Source organism: Bradyrhizobium sp. WBAH42, from assembly GCF_024585265.1.
Taxonomy (GTDB): domain Bacteria; phylum Pseudomonadota; class Alphaproteobacteria; order Rhizobiales; family Xanthobacteraceae; genus Bradyrhizobium.
Window position 1 is genome coordinate 2,114,642 of the sequence record NZ_CP036533.1, and the last position, 18,089, is coordinate 2,132,730.

General features: G+C 64.3%; 19 protein-coding genes and 1 pseudogene. 14 read left to right on the forward strand and 6 right to left on the reverse strand.

All coding sequences use genetic code 11. From position 1 onward, the window contains the following. Nucleotides 1–2 precede the first annotated feature (2 nt). Together DCG74_RS09915 and DCG74_RS09920 are read right to left on the reverse strand one after the other, a co-directional pair. Nucleotides 3–1,298 carry an O-acetylhomoserine aminocarboxypropyltransferase gene (locus DCG74_RS09915; protein ID WP_172785165.1) on the reverse strand — a complete coding sequence of 432 codons (1,296 nt, stop codon included), beginning with the start codon at nt 1,296–1,298 and terminating at the stop codon, nt 3–5. A gap of 259 nt (nt 1,299–1,557) precedes the next feature. After that, a complete protein-coding gene (locus tag DCG74_RS09920; protein WP_172785164.1) occupies nt 1,558–2,358 on the reverse strand; it encodes an IclR family transcriptional regulator in 801 nt (266 codons plus the stop codon). Between the two features lie 132 nt (nt 2,359–2,490). On the opposite strand from DCG74_RS09920, the gene DCG74_RS09925 reads away from it, so the two are divergent. Genes DCG74_RS09925 through DCG74_RS09950 form a run of 6 tightly spaced genes read left to right on the forward strand, consistent with a single transcriptional unit; the run spans nt 2,491 to nt 7,107 of the window. Next, nucleotides 2,491–3,456 (forward strand): tripartite tricarboxylate transporter substrate binding protein, encoded by a 966-nt coding sequence (locus DCG74_RS09925; protein WP_172785163.1) that lies wholly within the window; start codon nt 2,491–2,493, stop codon nt 3,454–3,456. 3 nt (nt 3,457–3,459) lie between these two features. Beyond that, nucleotides 3,460–4,077: a flavin reductase family protein gene (locus DCG74_RS09930; protein ID WP_172785162.1), complete on the forward strand. Its 618-nt coding sequence runs from the start codon at nt 3,460–3,462 to the stop codon at nt 4,075–4,077. 52 nt (nt 4,078–4,129) lie between these two features. After that, nucleotides 4,130–4,990 carry a fumarylacetoacetate hydrolase family protein gene (locus tag DCG74_RS09935; RefSeq protein ID WP_172785161.1) on the forward strand — a complete coding sequence of 287 codons (861 nt, stop codon included), beginning with the start codon at nt 4,130–4,132 and terminating at the stop codon, nt 4,988–4,990. Nucleotides 4,991–4,993: 3 nt separating this feature from the next. Further along, the gene (hpaH, locus tag DCG74_RS09940; protein ID WP_172785235.1) at nt 4,994–5,797 is read left to right on the forward strand and encodes a 2-oxo-hept-4-ene-1,7-dioate hydratase; all 804 of its coding nucleotides are present in this window, start codon (nt 4,994–4,996) and stop codon (nt 5,795–5,797) included. A gap of 25 nt (nt 5,798–5,822) precedes the next feature. Beyond that, nucleotides 5,823–6,218 (forward strand): RidA family protein, encoded by a 396-nt coding sequence (locus tag DCG74_RS09945; protein WP_172785160.1) that lies wholly within the window; start codon nt 5,823–5,825, stop codon nt 6,216–6,218. Nucleotides 6,219–6,231: 13 nt separating this feature from the next. Then, entirely contained in the window at nt 6,232–7,107 is an 876-nt protein-coding gene (locus DCG74_RS09950; protein ID WP_172785159.1) for an amidohydrolase, read from the forward strand. A gap of 30 nt (nt 7,108–7,137) precedes the next feature. Here DCG74_RS09950 and DCG74_RS09955 read toward each other — a convergent pair whose 3' ends face one another. Both DCG74_RS09955 and DCG74_RS09960 read right to left on the reverse strand, forming a co-directional pair. Next, nucleotides 7,138–7,866: a LuxR family transcriptional regulator gene (locus tag DCG74_RS09955; RefSeq protein ID WP_172785158.1), complete on the reverse strand. Its 729-nt coding sequence runs from the start codon at nt 7,864–7,866 to the stop codon at nt 7,138–7,140. Between the two features lie 141 nt (nt 7,867–8,007). Further along, nucleotides 8,008–9,014 (reverse strand): annotated as a pseudogene (locus DCG74_RS09960) (LLM class flavin-dependent oxidoreductase). Nucleotides 9,015–9,555: 541 nt separating this feature from the next. Between DCG74_RS09960 and DCG74_RS09965 the strand changes: the two are divergent. The 8 genes from DCG74_RS09965 to DCG74_RS10000 all read left to right on the forward strand — a co-directional run bounded on the left by DCG74_RS09965 (nt 9,556) and on the right by DCG74_RS10000 (nt 15,328). After that, nucleotides 9,556–10,698 carry a hypothetical protein gene (locus DCG74_RS09965; RefSeq protein ID WP_172785157.1) on the forward strand — a complete coding sequence of 381 codons (1,143 nt, stop codon included), beginning with the start codon at nt 9,556–9,558 and terminating at the stop codon, nt 10,696–10,698. A gap of 3 nt (nt 10,699–10,701) precedes the next feature. Beyond that, complete coding sequence (locus tag DCG74_RS09970) at nt 10,702–10,986, forward strand: hypothetical protein (protein ID WP_172785156.1); 285 nt, start codon at nt 10,702–10,704, stop codon at nt 10,984–10,986. A 70-nt stretch (nt 10,987–11,056) separates the two neighbouring features. Then, on the forward strand, nt 11,057–11,602 hold the full coding sequence (locus DCG74_RS09975) for a hypothetical protein (RefSeq protein WP_172785155.1): 546 nt from the start codon (nt 11,057–11,059) through the stop codon (nt 11,600–11,602). A 12-nt stretch (nt 11,603–11,614) separates the two neighbouring features. After that, complete coding sequence (locus DCG74_RS09980; protein WP_172785154.1) at nt 11,615–12,376, forward strand: metalloprotease; 762 nt, start codon at nt 11,615–11,617, stop codon at nt 12,374–12,376. 127 nt (nt 12,377–12,503) lie between these two features. Further along, nucleotides 12,504–13,007 carry a Twin-arginine translocation pathway signal gene (locus DCG74_RS09985; protein WP_172785153.1) on the forward strand — a complete coding sequence of 168 codons (504 nt, stop codon included), beginning with the start codon at nt 12,504–12,506 and terminating at the stop codon, nt 13,005–13,007. A gap of 13 nt (nt 13,008–13,020) precedes the next feature. Then, entirely contained in the window at nt 13,021–13,659 is a 639-nt protein-coding gene (locus tag DCG74_RS09990) for a ferric reductase-like transmembrane domain-containing protein (RefSeq protein WP_172785152.1), read from the forward strand. A gap of 99 nt (nt 13,660–13,758) precedes the next feature. After that, nucleotides 13,759–14,547, forward strand: coding sequence for a class I SAM-dependent methyltransferase (locus tag DCG74_RS09995; RefSeq protein WP_172785151.1), 789 nt, complete (start codon nt 13,759–13,761; stop codon nt 14,545–14,547). A gap of 304 nt (nt 14,548–14,851) precedes the next feature. Further along, nucleotides 14,852–15,328 carry a Crp/Fnr family transcriptional regulator gene (locus DCG74_RS10000; RefSeq protein ID WP_172785150.1) on the forward strand — a complete coding sequence of 159 codons (477 nt, stop codon included), beginning with the start codon at nt 14,852–14,854 and terminating at the stop codon, nt 15,326–15,328. 515 nt (nt 15,329–15,843) lie between these two features. Here DCG74_RS10000 and DCG74_RS10005 read toward each other — a convergent pair. Beyond that, nucleotides 15,844–16,821, reverse strand: coding sequence for an ABC transporter substrate-binding protein (locus DCG74_RS10005; protein ID WP_172785149.1), 978 nt, complete (start codon nt 16,819–16,821; stop codon nt 15,844–15,846). 331 nt (nt 16,822–17,152) lie between these two features. Beyond that, nucleotides 17,153–17,581, reverse strand: a complete 429-nt coding sequence (locus DCG74_RS10010) for a nuclear transport factor 2 family protein (protein ID WP_246708788.1) — start codon at nt 17,579–17,581, stop codon at nt 17,153–17,155. Between the last annotated feature and the right edge of the window lie 508 nt (nt 17,582–18,089).

Genomic DNA, 18,089 nt, shown 5'->3' on the forward strand with positions numbered 1-18,089 from the left:
TGTCAGGCCTTTTGCGAGATGCGCAGCGCTTGATTGAGGTCGTCGATGATGTCGCTTGCGGTCTCGATGCCGACCGAGAGCCGCACCAGCTCCTCGCCGATGCCGGCGGCCTTGAGCTGCTCGGCGTCCATCTGTTGATGCGTGGTCGAGGCCGGATGGATCACCAGCGTCTTGGCATCGCCGACATTGGCGAGATGGCTGATCATGCGCAAGCTCTCGATGAATTTGCGCCCGGCGGGGCGCCCGCCCTTGATGCCGAAGGACACGATCGAGCCGGCGCCGCGCGGCAGCAGCGTCTTTGCCAGTTGATAGTCCGTGTGATCTTCGAGCGAGGGATGCAGCACCCAGTCCACTGCCTTGTTGGCCTTCAGCGCTTCCAGCACCAGATGCGTGTTGTGTATATGCCGGTCCATGCGCACGCCGAGGGTCTCGACGCCTTGGAGCAGCTGGAACGCGTTGGTCGGCGATAGGCAGGCCCCGAAATCGCGCAGGCCCTCGGTGCGGGCGCGCATGATGAAGGCGGCCGTGCCGAACTGCTCGTCGAAGACGATGCCGTGATAACCGCCATAGGGTTCCGTCAGCACGCCGAACTTGCCCGATGCGCGCCAGTCGAAGCGGCCGCCGTCGACGATGGCGCCGCCGATCGCGATGCCATGGCCGCCGATCCATTTGGTCGCCGAATGCATGACGATGTCGGCACCCAGCTCGATCGGGCGGCTGAGATAGGGCGTGGCGAAGGTGTTGTCGATCAGAAGCGGAATCTTTGCCTCATGCGCGATCGCCGCAACCTTGGGAATGTCGAGCACCTCGAGCCCGGGATTGCCGATGGTCTCGCCGATCACGAGCTTCGTGTTCGGCTTGATCGCCGACCGGAATGCGTCGTGATCGCGCGGTTTCACGAACGTCGTGGTGATGCCGAAGCGCGGCAGCGTGTGCGCCAGCAGGTTGATGGTGCCGCCATAGAGCGAGCTCGACGCCACGATGTGGTCGCCGGCATTGAGCAGCGTCGCGATCGCCAGATGCAGCGCCGCCTGGCCGCTGGCCGTGCAGATCGCGCCGACGCCGCCTTCGAGCGCGGCGAGCCGTTCCTCCAGCACGCCGGTGGTCGGATTGGAGATGCGGGTATAGATGTGGCCGGCGCGTTCGAGATTGAACAGCGCCGCGGCGTGGTCGGAATCTTGGAACACGTAGGACGTGGTCTGGTAGATCGGCACCGCCCGAGCGCCGGTCGTGGGATCCGGATGCTGGCCCGCATGCAGGCTCAGGGTCTCGAAGGCAGGCGGTTTCGGCGCGGGCATGCGTGGCCTCGTTGGTCGGTCGGTGATGGCGGCCGTTGTGCCATAAAAGTGTGTGCCAAGTCAGCCCATTGACAGCGCGACAGCGGCAGTGCGCCCCCTCGCCCCGTTCTTACGGGGAGAGGGTTGGGGTGAGGGGCTCTCTCCTCGAAAACGGTGGCAGTTAGACTCGCGGAGAGTCCCCCTCACCCGGAATTCAAGCTTCGCTCGAATTCCGGCCTCTCCCCGCAAGCGGGGAGAGGCGAAGAAGCGGCTCGCAGCGCTAGTCCCCGATCGCCTGCTCGATGATCCGGGCTTCCCGCAGCAAGATCTCCGCGACCTCCTGCTCGCGGCGGGGGCCGAGCCGCGTGCGAACGGCGGAGACTGTCATCGCCGCGGCCGGTTGGCCGTCCGGCGTCTTGATCCAGGTCGATATCGATTTCGTCCCCTGCACCAGGCCGGTCTCTCTCAGGCCGTATCCGAGGCGCCGTGCGGCGGTGACCTCGCCGAGCACGGTCGCGACGTCGGTCCGGTAGGCCTCGAACCGCTTCTCGTTCGCCGCGACGATCCTTCGTGCCTCCTGCGCCGGCATCGCGGCGAGGATGACAACGCCCGCGCTGGAGACGCCGAGCGGCCGCCGCGCGCCGACCTCGATCGACAGCACCTGGATCGGATAGACCCCGATCCGGCGATCGACGCACAGCGTGTCGTTGCCGGTGCGCACGGTCAGGAACAGCGTGTCGCCGATCTCGGCAGACGCGCGCTGCAGCGATGGCGTTGCGGCGACCAAGAGCCGCGAGGGCCGCGGGCGTGCCAGCGCCAGCTCCGGCACCTGGTTGCCGATCGCGTAGCGGCCGCTCCTGCCATGCCGCTCGACGATGCCTTCCTCGATCAGCACGTGGACGATGCGATGCACGGTCGGGCGGGTGAGGCCCGTGGTGCGGACCACCTCGGCCAATGGCACACCGTCCTCGCGCCCCGCGGCAAGAATGCGCAGCACCGCGAGCGCGCGCCGGATCGCCTGCGCGCCTTGTCGCGGTTCCACGGCGCTGCGGGCGAGTTTCGTTGCACGTCTCTTGTCCATAATATGGACAAGAACGCCACAATTCCCTCGACAGGGCAAGCGCGCATCTGGAGATTGCCCTCCGATCGGGATGCCATGCACGAAAGTCATCGGCGCCCGATATGGAATTGGAAGCGCCGCCGGGAGGTTAACATGCGATTAATCTGGATTGCCATAGCTGCCGTTACTGCGATGCTGGCCGGGCCCGCGTTGGGCCAGCAATGGCCGGCGCGCAACGTCAAGCTGATCGTGCCCTATCCCGCCGGCGGCAACGTCGACAGCGCCGCGCGCATCGTCGCCGACAAGCTCCAGGAAAAGCTCGGCCAACCCTTCGTCATCGAGAACAAGGCCGGCGCCGGCGGCATGATCGCGGGCGAAGCCTTCGCCAAGTCGGCGCCCGACGGCTACACGCTGTTCGTCGGCGCCAACGGCCCGGTGCTGTTTGCAACCGAGATCAACAAGCGCGACGCCTATAATTGGAAGAAGGACTTTCTCCCGATCTCGACGATCTCGATGACGCCGCTGGTGCTCGAGGTCCATCCGTCGGTGCAGGCGACCACGCTCAAGGAGTTTCTCGATCTCACCAGGCGCGAGCCCGGCAAGCTGACCATGGCTTCGCCCGGCCCCGGCACCACCAACCATCTGCTCAGCGAGCTGATGCAGTCCAGCCTCGGGCTGCAATGGGTCACGGCGCATTACCGCGGCAACGCGCCGGCGATCAACGATCTCCTGGGCGGCCAGGTGCAGTTCGCGTTCGACCAGCTCACGGTCAGTCTCCAGCACATCAAGGCCGGCCTGTTCCGTCCGCTCGCCGTCACCAGCCCGCACCGATTGAAGTCGCTGCCAGATGTGCCGACCTTCGCAGAGCTCGGCTACAAGGACTTCGACGGCCAGACCTTCACCGGCCTGTTCGCGCCAGCAGGCACGCCGGCGCCCATCGTCGAGAAGCTGCACGAGACGCTGGTCGCGATTCTCAAGGACCCCGCCGTGATCGACAAGTTCGAAAAACTCGGCGGCGAAGCCACGCCGATGACGCCGGACGAATTCAAGGCCTATCTCGAGCGCGAGGACGCCAAGTGGATTCCGGTGGTGCGCAAGGCCAATATCAGGGCGGATTGATCGATGCGGATCGACCCCACCGAGCTCGGCGCCGAGCGCATCTACCGCTTGATGACCGGCATCGTGGTGCCGCGCCCGATCGCGTGGGTGACGAGCCTGTCAGCCACGGGCGTGCTCAATCTCGCCCCGTTCAGCGCCTTCACCTTCGTCTCGCAGAAGCCGCCGATGCTCGCCATCAGCGTCGGCCGCAAGGGCGCCGACTACAAGGACACCGCGCACAACATCCTCGATACCGAGGAATATGTGATCCACATCGCCGACACCCCGCTGATGCAGGCCTTGCACGACAGCTCCGTCGAGCATCCACCTGAGGTCAGCGAGGTCGAGCATCTCGGGCTCGAAACGCTCGCTAGCGAGCGCATCAAGGTGCCGCGGCTCGCCGCCGCGCCGGTCGCGATGGAGTGCCGGTTCCGGCAGTGTCTCGAATTCGGTGACGCCAAGAGCCGGCTCATCGTCGGCGAGGTCGTGCTGTTCCATTTGCGCGATGGCCTCGTCAACGACGGCAAGGTCGAGACCAGGGCGCTCGACCCGATCGCGCGCATCGGCGGCCCGCGTTACGCCCGGCTTGGCGAGATCGTGACGCTGAACACCGTGTTCCAGACTCCCAAATCGAAAGACTGAGCGCGCGCGCCTCATCGCCGGCCGCCGCCCCAAGATCATCGGAGGACATCCAATGCGACTGCTGAGCTATCTCCTGGACGGCGAGGCGCGCTATGGCGCGGCCGTGGACGGCGGCGTGGTCGATCTGACCAGGCGCATCGGCCGCGACTATTCGGACGTGAAGGCGCTGATCGCGGCCAACGCACGCGCCGACGCGCAGGATGCCGTCGCGGGACAGCAGCCGGACCATGCGCTGGACCAGCTCGTCCTGCTGCCGCCGGTGCTGGCGCCGGAGAAGCTCTGGTGCATCGGCGTCAACTACGCCGAGCGCAATGCGGAATACAAAGACAATTCGGACCTGCCCAAATACCCTAGCCTGTTCGTGCGCAGCATGTCCTCGATATCAGGCTCCGGCCAGCCGATCGAGAAGCCCAAGGTCTCGGACCAGCTCGACTATGAAGGCGAGCTGGTCATCGTGATCGGGCAGGGCGGTCGCCACATTCCGCGCGAAAAAGCGTGGTCGCACATCTTCGGCATGACGCTGTGTAACGAGGGCACGATCCGCGACTGGCTGCGCCACGGCAAGTTCAACGTCACGCAGGGCAAGAACTTCGACCGCTCCGGCAGCATCGGCCCGTGGATCGTCACCGCGGACGAGCTCGACCCGCGTGGTCCCCACGACATCACAACGCGCGTCAACGGCGAGGTGAGGCAGCAGGACACCACCGAGCGGCTGATGTTCCCGTTCGACTTCCTGATCTCCTATCTCTCGACCTTCGCGACCCTCAAGCCCGGCGACATGATCGTGACGGGCACGCCGACGGGCGCGGGCGCGCGCTTCGATCCGCCGCGCTGGCTCAAGGAGGGCGACGTCGTCGAGGTCGAGTCGAGCCGCATCGGCGTGCTGCGCAACACGGTTGCCACGGAGCAATAGATGATGCTGGATACCGCCACCATCGAACGCCTCGCCGCGCGCCTCGATGAAGCCGAGCGCACCAAATCGCTGATCCCGATGTTCACCAAGGACTATCCCGATTTCAGCATCGAGGACGCCTACGCCGTCCAGCGCGCCTGGACCAAGCTCCAGCTCGGCCGCGGCCGCATCATCAAGGGCCACAAGATCGGCCTGACCTCGAAGGCGATGCAGAACGCGGTCGGCATCAACGAGCCCGACTACGGCGTGCTGTTCGCCGACATGTTTTACGCCGATGCCACGCCTGTTCCGTTCGACCGCTTTCACGCGCCAAGAATCGAGGTCGAGCTCGCCTTCGTGCTGAAGGCGCCGCTGCGCGGACCCGATTGCACCATCTTCGACGTGCTCAACGCCACCGACTACGTCATGCCTGCGCTGGAGATTTTGGAGACGCGCATGCACCGCGTCGACCCGGAAACGGGCAAGACGCGCAAGGTCATGGACACGATCTCGGACAACGCCGCCAATGCCGCACTCGTGCTCGGCGGCCGGCCGATCCGCCCGATGGATGCGGATCTGCGCTGGATCGGCGCATTACTGTTCCGCAATGGCGAGGTCGAGGAGACCGGCCTTGCAGCCGGCGTGCTCAATCACCCCGCCAACGGTATCGCCTGGCTCGCCAACCGCCTCGCGCCCCATGACGAACATCTCAAAGCCGGCGAGGTGGTGCTGGCGGGATCGTTCACGCGTCCGGTCGACATCCGCCGCGGCGACACCTTCCATGCCGACTACGGCGCCTTCGGCTCCGTGTCATGCCAGTTCGTCTGAAACAATAACAAGCAGGGAGCGCACCATGAGTGGCCAAACGCGGCGCAAGAGCATCCACATCGGAGGCTTCAAGCACGTCAACCCGATTCCGAACGCCTGCCGCATCGGCAATCTCGTGATGTCGGGCGTCATCCTCGGCCGCGATCCCGCGACCAATGCGATGCCGGAAAGCCTGGATGCCCAATGCGCCAACATGTTCGCGCATATGAAGGCGACGGTGGAGGCCGCCGGCGGCACCGCCGACGACATCATCAAGATGACGGTGTGGCTGAAGGACCGCGCGCAGCGCGGACCCCTCAATGTCGAATGGCTAAAAATGTTTCCGGACGAGCATTCGCGCCCGGCACGCCACGCGCTGCCGATGGACAACATGGATGGCGGCGCGCTGGTGCAGTGCGACTTCACCGCCGTGATCGACTGAGGAGTTCTAGCGCATGCCGACCTATCTGCCGTTCGACCCCAACCCGCGCCGTCCGATCAAGGCGCCGCCGCCCAAGACCATCGACAGCCAGTTCCACGTGCTGGGGCCGATCGAGAAATATCCGGAACGTCCCGGCGCCGCCTATCGGATGCCGACCGCGACGTGGGAAGCGGCGCTGCGCATGCACAAGGCGCTCGGCATCGAGCGCGGCATCATCGTGCAGACCACGACCTACGGCGCCGACCATGCCGTCGTGCTCGACGGGCTCAAAGCGATGGGCCCGAACTATCGCGGCTGCGCCAATGCGCTGGTGTTCGCGGAAGCCAGCGACTCCTATCTCGCCAAGCTGCACGACGCCGGCGTGCGCGGCGCCCGCTTCAGCTTCCGCCAGGAACTCGGCGCGGTGCTGTCGGACGCCGATTTCGCCCGCGCCATCGCCCGCATCCGCGAGTTCGGCTGGTACGTCAAGATCCAGCCGGAGAAGGACGGCATCGTCTCCAGCGTCGCCAAATACGAGAACCTCGACGTGCCCGTGCTGATCGACCACATGGCGCGGCCTGACCCTGAGGCCGGCAGGAACGATCCGAACCTGCGCAAGATGCTGGAGCTGCTGGCCAAGGGCAATTTCTGGGTGATGCTTTCGCTCGGCGAGAAGACCTCGAAGGCCGGTGCGCCCTACGACGACGTGATCCCGATCGCGCGCGCCTATATCGAGGCCGCCCCCGATCGCTGCGTCTGGGCCAGCGACTGGCCGCATCCGGTCTCGGTGAAGCAGCCGCCGAACGATGCCGATCTGCTCGAGCTGATGTACCGCTACGCGCTGGATCAGGCCGAGCTGGAAAAGATTCTGGTGCACAATCCGGCCAAGCTGTTCGGCTTTGCCGACTGATCGGCTCCGGTCGCGATCGGCCATTCACGCTCAGGGCGAGATGATCCGGTCGCGCATGGCGATCATCACGGCCTGCGTGCGGGTGGCTGCGCCGAGCTTCTTGCAGCAGCTGCTGATGTGCGCCTTCACGGTGCGTACCGTAATGGTCAAGGCGTCGGCGATCTCGTCGCTGGATCGCCCGACGGCCGCGAGCGTCAGCACCTCGCGCTCACGCGAGGACAGTACGAGCTGCGGAGCCTCGGGCCGGCCGCGCAGCGCCAGCACCCGGTCGAAGGCGTAAAGCGCCATGAGGTGGAGCGCGGGGAGATCGCGCTCCGGCAGGTCGATCTCGGCGCCGCCGAACCACACCTGGCCGGTGCGGCCCGCTGGCGAGATGACCGGGATCACCACGCCATCCACCATGCCAAAGTCGCGGGCGCGTCGCACGAGCTCGACGGCGCGCGGCTCCCGTTCCGGATCGTACGGCGCTTCCCTGAACCAGCGGAACGGCTGAAGCGTTGTCCTGCAATGACGCAGCGCAGGATCGTGCCACACATACTGCGCCTCGGAATACATATCGAGAAAGCCGGCCGGCAACCGTTCGGCGAGAACCGCCTCGCGCGGCTGTTCGGTCGACAGCGGGGCGACATATGAAGTACAGAAATAGTCGAAGCCGTGCTGGCCGAGCGTGCGGCTCATCGCATCCAGAATGCTCGCGGCGTCCGGAAGCTGCCGCACCGTCTCGACGAAATCGAATGCGCGACTGCGGACCACGTCCATCGGCGGCCTACGATCAGGCTTTGAGGGATCGGCGCTACGCTACCCTTCCAGGCACCGAGTGTAGGACGCCAAGGCCGCAACTGCAATCTGCGCGAATTTGCCACGCTCGGAGGGCATCGCCGACGTCCGGCCCCGGTGTGATCACCGGGCCGGCTGCGCCGCCAGGCGGTCGCGAATCTCTGCTGCGATCTCGAACGAGCGCAGCCGCGCGGCGTGGTCGTAGATCTGCCCCGTCGTCATCAATTCGTCCGCGCCGGTCTCGGCGATCAGCGCCTTCAGCTTCGCTTCGACCATATCGGGCGAGCCGACCGCGGAGCACGACAGCGACTGGCCGACCATGGCCTTCTCAGCCGGCGACCACAGCGCCTCCATGTCGTCGACCGGCGGCGGCAACGGGCCGGGCGTGCCGCGGCGCAGGTTGATGAACTGCTGCTGCAGCGAGGAGAACATCCGCTGCGCCTCCGCGTCGCTCTCGGCCGCGAAGACGTTACGCCGACCATCGCATAGGGCTTGTCGAGCTGTGCCGAGGGCTCGAAGCGCGCGCGATATTCGCGCAGCGCCGGCATCATCATCTGCGGCGCGAAATGCGAGGCAAAGGCGAAGGGCAGGCCGAGCATCGCGGCAAGCTGCGCGCCAAACGTGCTCGATCCCAAAATCCACGGCGGCACCTTGGTCCCCATGCCGGGCACGGCGCGGATCGCCTGGTTCGGCTGCACGTCGCCGAGCAGCGCCTGCAGCTCCAGCACGTCATGCGGAAAGTTCTCGGACGTGGTGGCGAGGTCGCGCCGCAGCGCCCGCGCGGTGAACTGGTCGGTGCCCGGCGCCCGCCCGAGCCCGAGATCGATCCGTCCGGGATAGAGCGATTCCAGCGTGCCGAACTGCTCGGCGATGACCAGCGGCGAGTGGTTCGGCAGCATGATCCCGCCGGAGCCGACGCGGATCGTCTTCGTGCCCCCCGCGACGTGTCCGATCACCACCGACGTCGCCGCGCTGGCGATGCCCGTCATGTTGTGATGCTCGGCCAGCCAGAACCGCTTGAACCCCCACCTCTCCGCGTGCTGGGCCAGATCGAGCGAATTGCGGAAGGCCTGCGCCGCGTCGCCGCCTTGGCGAATGGGGGCGAGGTCGAGCACGGAGAAGGGGATCATGGGGAGGGGACCGGTGAGTGGATGCGCATTGGGCTTCACATGTAGTGCCCGTCGATGGGAATGTTAGCGCCGCCGCGCAATGGTCGACCATGTCGGTCAAGCATGGATGGATATGGATCGTATTGAAATAGCTGGCGTTTTCAGGCGTCTGGCAAGCGTCCCTGGCGTTGCCGCTGATGCGCGCTGGCAGGGCATCGGTGTGGAGCCTCAGCTCCCTCTCGCGGAGCAGGAACCTGCAGGCCAGCTACGGCACGACGGCGGTTGGGCCTGCGTGCGTCATTACGACCCGGCTCCCAGCCGCGCGGCAGGACCGCCAACTCCGGAATTGTGCGAATTGCCAGTGGCAACCAGCGCGAGTTTCATGTTTAGTGACACGTATTGTTTGAAGGCCTGTTTTGTGAACGAAGCCGCATCCTGAGACGCGATTGATTGTCGATGGAGCGGCCATCGTGAGTGAGCACCAGTAAAGCTGGGTTCGCGGAAAATGTTTTGGCAAGGCGTCCTGGCCGCAGGGCTGCGCCGCACAATAGAGAGTTGGATCATGGGTGGTCCTCCGGGCGAAGTGGCTTCTCCGGCGAGCGGCACGCCTGCCCCGGCAAGGAACGGTTTCAAGACCTGGATTGTGGGGGCGGGCTTCATCGTTGTGGCAGCCGCGACATTCGCTTTGGTGCGTTGGGCCGAGACTGGCGAGCAGCCCAAGCTCTCGGTCGCAAAGCAATGGAACGAGGCGATCCAGAAACTCGGTTTCGAGCCGGTCTATCCACCCATCGAGGACATCCAGGTCGGCGATGTCTTTGCGATGATCTCCGACGACGCGGTCAGCGATTCGGCGACGGACGAGCCGTTCGCGGGTCGCTCCATCAAATTGCTGCATCTCGATATGACCTCGGAAATCGAGGATGCTTATCGGGCCGTCTATCAATTCCCCGCCACGAATGCCCGCCCCGACCATGACGGACAGGTCTGGCCGCAGACGGTCGCCACCGACTCGCTGTTTAAGCCGCCCGCGACCCGGACCACCCTTCCGCTCGTGCTGTTTCCGCGCTTCACCATCACCAATGTGAAACGGGCAAGCGGCAGCGCCAGCGCGACGTCCCAGTTGTTGGGCGGCGGATTTGGTGCCGATGCAAGCTCGACCGAAACTGTCGAGGTCAGGTTTTCAGCCACCGAAACCTATGGTGTTCCGGCGGTGCCGGCGGAGCTTCGGCTGCTCGACTTCTGCGAAGATGACGCGACGAAAGGGTTCTGCACGCAGCAAGGGTTGCGCAAACAGCTTTCGATCCTGATCGGCAAGAGGATCGACGACAAGGTGAAGGATCGCAAGACTGGCGTTGAGCGGCCGCGCTTCTCGGTCGAGCTCGCGCTTGTCAGCCGCGTGTTCCTGGCACGCTCGATTCAAACCAGCATGGGCGAGGATGGCGGTACGCGGGGGAACGTGGGGGTGAACCAGCAGGCTGTATTGCCGGCGGCGGCCGCGCAGGCGGCCCCCGTGGCTGCAGGCGCGAGCGGCGACGGCAAGCCGCAATCCCCCGCTCCGACGCCGCAGGCTGGCCCGAACGGTGCGCCGGGCGGGGCGATCGCGTTCGAGCGCCGCGCGACGTCGAACGTGCTGTTGCCGGATACGCTGCTGCCGCGCCCGGTCGTGGTCGGTTTCAAGAGCGTTCGATTGAGGCCTGTGGAGTGAAGGATGAGCACACGCAAGACACTGATGCTGGCCAGTCTGGCGCTGATCGCGTTTCAGCTGCCTCGCGCTGAGTTGTTCAGCCGGATCGCCGAAGGCTGCACCTGCGACCGAAGCAAGATGGCGTGCAGGATCCAATGCTCCGACATTGGGTCGGGATCCGGCACGGGCGGCGGGTCGAGTACGTTCAGGATTGCTCCTGATGTCGATCGTCCAGTCCCGGAGCGGCCGATCGTCGTGCCCTCGACGATGCCGGATATCAGGAGTTCGACCGGGCAGATCAACAGGTGATCGGCTGACTGACCGATCGAGATGCCGGTGCAACTGGCGGCTTTGGCTTCGTAGTTTGGGGTGCAGGGGAATGCAGATGATGTCGAAGGGATCGACCCGGTTTTTGATCGCGGCCGTGTTGGCCTGCCTGCTTCAGACGCAGGGGACGCGGACCGCGGCGGCGCAGGCGGACCCGCGGCAAATCCTGACGGCGGTGATCCAGCAATTGCAGACAGGCACGCCGAATTGGACCTGGTACGGCCCGCAGCTCTGGCAGACGATCGCGATGCAGACGGGCAACAGCGGCGTCTACCCGCAACTGGTCCAACTCGGGCAGGTGACCAACGTCGTCCTGAACGGGCAGACCCAGCTCCCTGCGGGACCGGTCTATTCCTTGGTCGCGCAGCATCAGCAGGGCGTGTCGACCTGGCTCTTGGGCATCAGCCTCTATACCAACCGGATCGAATACGCGAACTTCAACATCGGCTCCACGCCCCAGTCCCTGCCGGCTCCACCCGTGCCGCTCCCGCAAACCGCGGCTCCAACTCCCGGAAGCGTGCCAAATCCGCCGGCGAATGCCCCGCCCCAGACAAGCGGCACCTCGGAGGCCTGCCGAAGATTTCCAAATCTCTGCTAGGGAGACATGCAGATGCTGACAAGAAGATGTTGCATCGGCTGCGGCCTTCTTCTCTTCGGCGGCATCGGCGCAGTGGCCGCCGACGCTCGCCACAATCCGGCCTATGGCTGCAGTCTGACCGCGAGCGAAGCCGGCAACATTCTCGGCAACAAGCCTGAGGGGCAGGGCGGCAGCGTGCGCGAGAGGCCGTCAATTCCCAAATCGGGCGACAAGGAATTCGACCGTGCGCTCGCAGAGACGCTGGTCCGGATTTCCGACTGTCTGAACGTCACGCCGAGCTTCGCCTATTTCGACGACTTTGACTCACCGAATGCGTTTGCATTGCGCGAGAAACGCGTGGCCGAGACCGATGGCACGGTGCTGTTCGGCCAACGGCTCCTGAAGCAATTGATGGCCGACCCCGAGGCGGGAGATGCCGCGGTCGCCGGCATCTGCGCCCACGAGTTTGGACACGTGCTGCAGTGGAAGGTGGGGGTGGACGAAATTCTCCTCGAGGGGCAGCCCACCGTCAAACGGGTGGAACTGCATGCGGATTTCCTGGCCGGCTACTTCGCAGGCGTTCGCAAGTTGCAGCAATCGAGCTTCAATGCCGCCGCGATTGCGCTGACGCAATTCAACGCGGGCGACAACATGCTCAAGCACCCGAAACACCACGGCACCCCAGAGGAACGCGGCAAAGCGATCGTCAAGGGTTATCAGACCGGACACGACGACAGGAAGTCGCTGTTGGACGCCCTCAATATCGGCGAGAAGTTCGTCAAGAACAACTTCTGACGCGGCTCCATTTGCTTTCACAACAGCGTTATTGCGACCCGGGGCGCCCTTCATCGCAACTGGGCGTCTGGCGTCTGTTGCTGTAGTCTCTTTGGTGCCACTGCACTGCTCGCCCGGAGGAACCGACATGACCACGGTCGCACTCACCCGCCGCAATCTCCTCGTCGCTGGCGCCTCCGTCCTGACGACCGGTGTCTTGGCAACCGGCGCTTCCGGCCTCCTGCTGCCGGCCCGTGCCAGCGGCCTCGCGCCGACCGAGTCGATGTCGGGCGGCGCGAACAATTACCGCAAGGGCGCGGCGATCGTGGATCGCATCGGCAAGGGCGGTTTCTGGATGAGCGGCACCGTGCGCCGCGCCGGGGACGGAGCTCCGCTGGCCGGGCAGCGCATCCAGATCTGGGCGCACACGGTCGAAGGGCAGGAGCATGAGCCGCAGAGCCACGGCGCCACGCTCACCGACAAGGACGGCAAGTTCCGGCTGGAGATGCCGCAGATCATTCCGATCTTCGGCCAGCCGCACGGTCATCTCGCCTATGACAGCGGCGAGTTCAAGACGGTCTTCCTGCGGCCGGTGATGCGGAGCGCCAAGGAGACCAGCCTCGAGGCGCACTTCGTGCTGCAGCCGGCTTGAACCCGATTTGCAGATGAAGGGATGGAGATCGGCCCGGGCGCCCCTGATCTGGGCCGCCCTCGCCTTGGCGATCGGCGTGCCGGTCGCCGCTGCCGCAGCCAGCGAGCAGCTCGCCTGGCGCGGTCCTGTCTACATCCTCGCCGGTTTCGCCGGGATCATCGCCCTCGGTCTCGTGCTCGTGCAGCCTTTGCTGATCGGCGGCTACCTGCCGGGATTGTCGGCCTATCGCAACAGGCGCGCCCATCACTGGATCGGCGGCGCGCTTGCCCTGGCGATTGTGATCCACGTCGCCGGCCTCTGGGTCACCAGCCCGCCCGATATGATCGACGCGCTGACATTCTCGTCGCCGACGCCGTTCTCCCCCTTTGGCGTGACCGCGATGTGGGCCATCTTCATCGTTGCGCTCCTGGCTCTGTTGCGAAGGCCATTGGGCTTGCGGCCGCGAACCTGGCGCATCATCCATATTCCCCTAGCCATCGTCATCGTCACGGGCAGCGTGATCCATTGTCTCCTGATCGAGGGAACGATGGAGACGATCTCCAAGGCGGCGCTGTGTGCGCTCGTCCTCGCGGCAACGGTGAAAGTCATGATTGACCTGAAGGTGTGGCGAAAGCGGCGGCTGCTGCGCAGCGAGGGCATTGCGCGACAGTAATCCGGCGGATCAGGTCAGCTTCGGGACTTCCCCCGTCCCATCTCTTGTGAGCAGAATGGCGCGCGCCAAGCATCGTCATCGGGCCGGGAGGATCTCGACATGGCAGAGCAGACCATTCACTTCGACGACGGTGCTGCCTACGAGCAGATGATGGGAATCTGGAGCCGGTTCGCCGGCGAGATATTCCTTGATTGGCTGGCACCTCCTCTCGGCTTGCGGTGGATCGACATCGGTTGCGGCAACGGCGCCTTCACCGAACTCCTGGTCGAGCGCTGCAGCCCCGTCGAGGTCCAGGGCATTGACCCCTCGGCAGAGCAGCTTGCCTTTGCGCGCACGCGACCTGCGGCGCGCGTGGCAAAGTTTCACCAGGGCGATGCGATGGCACTTCCTTTCGCGGATGGCAGCTTCGATGCGGCTGTGATGGCGTTGGTTCTCGTGTTCGTTCCGGATCCCGCCAGGGGCGTCAGCGAAATGGTGCGGGTCGTCGTCCCCGGCGGTACGGTCATGACGTATATGTGGGACATGTTGGGTGGCGGCTTTCCGCTCGACCCGATCTACGACGAGATGAAGGCGATGGGCATTCCGGCAACCCGCCCGCCACGGATGGACGCCTCTCGCATGGAAGCGTTGCGGGACCTGTGGCGAGGAGCAGGTCTCGAGGACGTGCAAACGCGAGAGATCACGGTGCAACGGACGTTTTCGGGTTTCGACGACTTCTGGGCAATCAGTCTGAAGTCCCCCGCGCTCCGGCCTGCCGTTGCCGCGATGAGGCCCGCAGACGTCGAGACGCTCATCTCGCGAATGCGTGCGGCCCTGCCGGCGCATGCGGACGGTCGCATCACCTGCAGTGCGCGCGCACACGCGATCAGGGGGCGCCGGCCCAAATAGCCCGCATTGTGCAGGACGGGTAGAGCACTTCTCGAAACGCATCATCTCCGCCACCGAACGAGCCTGATGGGTTTCGCTTCGCGCGGCAGTGGACCAGAGTCGAGAGGCGAAAATCTCTCGCCGCGTCATTGCGAGGAGCCCTTGCGACGAAGCAATCCAGACTGTTTCCGCGGGCACATTCCTGGATTGTTTCGCGGAGCCTGTCATCGGGCCGCGCTTCGCGCGGACCCGTTGGCTCGCAATGACGGAACCTGGCTGCGCCGCTTAGCTTGCCGCAGCCATCGACCGGGCGTAACCTCGCGCAATGCTCGTCACGTCCCCCGATCTGAAAGCGTTCCTGCTGGCGACGCCGTTCTTCGGTGGCCTTTCGGACGAAAGCCTTGACCTCTTGATCTCGATGCTGGTCGAGCGCGACTTCGAGGTGGGCGCGACCGTCGTGGCCGAGGGCGAGCCGGGGCGCTCGATGTTCATCGTCAAGTCCGGCCGGCTCGCGGTGAGCAAGCGGACCCATGCGGGCGGCGTCATCCCGATATCGCGTTTGGAGCCTGGGGATTTCTTCGGCGAGATGACGCTGATCGAAATGCAGAACCGCTCCGCTACGGTGGTCGCGGAGGCACCGACGGTGCTGTACGAGCTGACGGCCCAAAAGCTCTATGCCTGCTACAAGGCCGACATCCACGCCTACGTGATCGTCCTGCAGAACGTCAATCGCGAGCTGTGCCGGCGGCTGCGCCGGGCCGATGATCGCTTCGCGGCACTGCAGGTGAATGGCGACGATTGATGGTGCGCAAGAGAGAGAGCCGTCGGGAAACCATCACGTTTCGCCACCGAGATCGGCCTCGACGGGTCCTCGCATCACGACTTGTCGTGCGCGTACTTCTCCAGGACCAGCCGATTATATTCGTCCCTGACGGCCCTTCGGGAAACATGCCCCTTCCGGTCTTTGGCAATTTTCAGAAGATCAGGGTCGGTCGGTGCCTTCGATTTCCGCCGAAATCTCGCAAAGAGAGGGGTCGTCGGCTCCGACAATCTTCCAAACAGGCGGTCGAACCATCCCATTGTGTCCTCCCGGACAGGCCGCGAGCTGAAAGACTATCACCATGAAATGAGGGGTCAACGTGCCGTGTGACCGCAGCTTTTCAAAAAGGCGCGCCAGCACAGTTTGCAACCGCCGCAGGCTTGAGCGACACAGGTCAAACATCCGGCACCTCGGACGTCCGCGAAGGTGCGATCTTTGGACTGGCCAGCATCCCTTGGCCCGCCTAGAGGCGAAGCTTGGGCATGGGGCCAGTCAAGTCATTCGATCAATTCATCGGATGCGACAAGGACGGACTGTGGCACTGCAAGCCCAAACGCCTTGGCCGACTTCATGTTGATCACGAGCTCGAATTTCGTTGGCCGCAAGACCGGAAGATTGTCGGGCTTCGCGCCGTGCAGGATCTTGCCGGCATAGACGCCGAGCAGGCGATACGTATCGGAAAGACTGGCGCCGTAGCTCATCAGGCCGCCATCGGCCGGAAACTCTCGAATGTGGAAGATGCCTGGCAATTGATGCTCCGATGAGAGTGCCAATATCTGGCTTCGCCGGGAGTCGAAGAATGGATCGTTCTGCACGACCAAAGCCTTGACGCCAGCCTTGCCAAGCACGCCGAAAGCCGCGTCAAGTTCGGCATCCGTCGTCCCGGCCTGCACGACAAGTTCGCGCCCAAGGGACTTGGCCGCGTTGGCGACCGCCTGCCGGTGCTGCTCGACGACCTCACTCCCAAAGCGTGGATTGACAAGCAAGCCGATGACGCCGGCAGTGGGGACCATCGCGCAGATGAGTTCCAGGCGTTTGCCGCCCAAATCGCCTGTGAAGAAGTTCACGCCAGTTGCTACGCCCGGGCGGTTCATGCTCGTCACCAAGCCCGCGCGAACGGGATCGTCGCCAACGAGAAAGACAAGGGGGATCGCCGAGGTCGCCGATTTGGCCGCGCGGGCAGCGGGATCACCCGCTCCTACAATCAACGAAAGAGGATGGCGGACCAATTCAGCGGCGAAGGACGGCAAGCTGCCGTAGTCACCCTTCGCCCAGCGATACTCGATCTTGATATTACGGTTCTCGACGTAACCCATCTCTTCGAGGCCGCGCCTGAAAGCATTGGTGTGCGTTGCGGCTTCATCGGGCGAACGCGTGCTGAGAAAACCGATGGTCGGGAGTGTCTGTTGGGCTCGTGAAGCAGCAGGGAGCGCAGTCGCAAGTCCCAACCCTGCCATGAAGTCGCGCCTCTTCATAAGCGCCTTCTCCTCAGCCAGCGAACTGGGCGAGAGCTTACGTCGTGCCACAGGGTTGCTCAACGCTCGATTCGGGGCTCGAGCCGACTTCAAGTGATGCCCACCAACGGCCAAGGGACGACGCAAGCCGCCCGGTCGTTCACCAAGGGCGGGCGCGCTCCATCGAACATAGAACCATCAGTGCGTAGGATGGGTAGAGCACTTGCGAAACCCATCATCTTTCGTCTCCGAGCAGGGCATTGATGGGTTTCGCGCTCTACCCATCCTACGAGCTGCATGCGACGAATAAATCTGGTCTATGGCTGAGGCGCAGGAATTGGAAGGATGCTTGTTATCTTCCGTCGCCTGTTTTCACCAGCACTTGATTCATCAGGAACCGTGTCGGCTGCGTAGTCTGTCCAGGCGGTGAAATCATGAAGGTTACTGGCACATAGAGTTGCGCCACCCCCGTCTGCAATTCGATGACCTTCAGTTCGTCCAATTTCGGGTCGAGGGACCAAGTGCCTTGATACAGGGTCTCGAAGCGCTTGATTGCTGCAGCGTGACCCCAGACAGGGGCGCCACGCGTGATCCACAGGAACTGAGCCGAGTCTTGCAGAAGCTCACCAACCGCCTTGAGGTCATGAGCGTTTTGTGCGGCAACAAATCTTGTGAAAAGAGCCTTCACTTCGTCCTCGCTGCCCGCGCGAACCGCGTCAGCCGTAGTCAGGAGCAAGAATGAAGCGAAGAAAGCAAGATGACTTCGTGCACGGAAGGTCATGATCGTCCTCCCTTGATGCCGCGGCGAAATGATCCGCTCGCGATTATCAGTTGCAACAGAAAATTACCCCAACGAGGGTCGAAAGACCACGTGATTTCAGGCGGCATGGCCGGTGGTAGGATTTCCCCATCCGGTCAAAACCCGAGATCAACCGCAACGCTTCTAACCCGTCGGGCAAAACACCACCCCTCCGCGCAAACCCCCGTCAATCCCCTCCCGCAAAAATATTCCACTTTACCGAAATTCGGAATTGCGGTATTCATCGCGCATCCCGGTCCAAGGAGAGGGGCGATCGTACGTCGTCACGAACGAGGGCCAGGGTGCGGTGGACGCGGCTGCGTCGGGCACGCGTGGCGGGACCAGGGCGAGATGAACCTCGTGAGGTCCTGGCCGGTGTGCGGAACGGACGGCGCCAACATCCGGCGAAGCCTCTTGGCGGAGCCGGAAGCTGCGTACGGCAAAACCGTGTGGTCCTGACCGTCGTTGCTACGGTCAAGCCTTGCGGAGA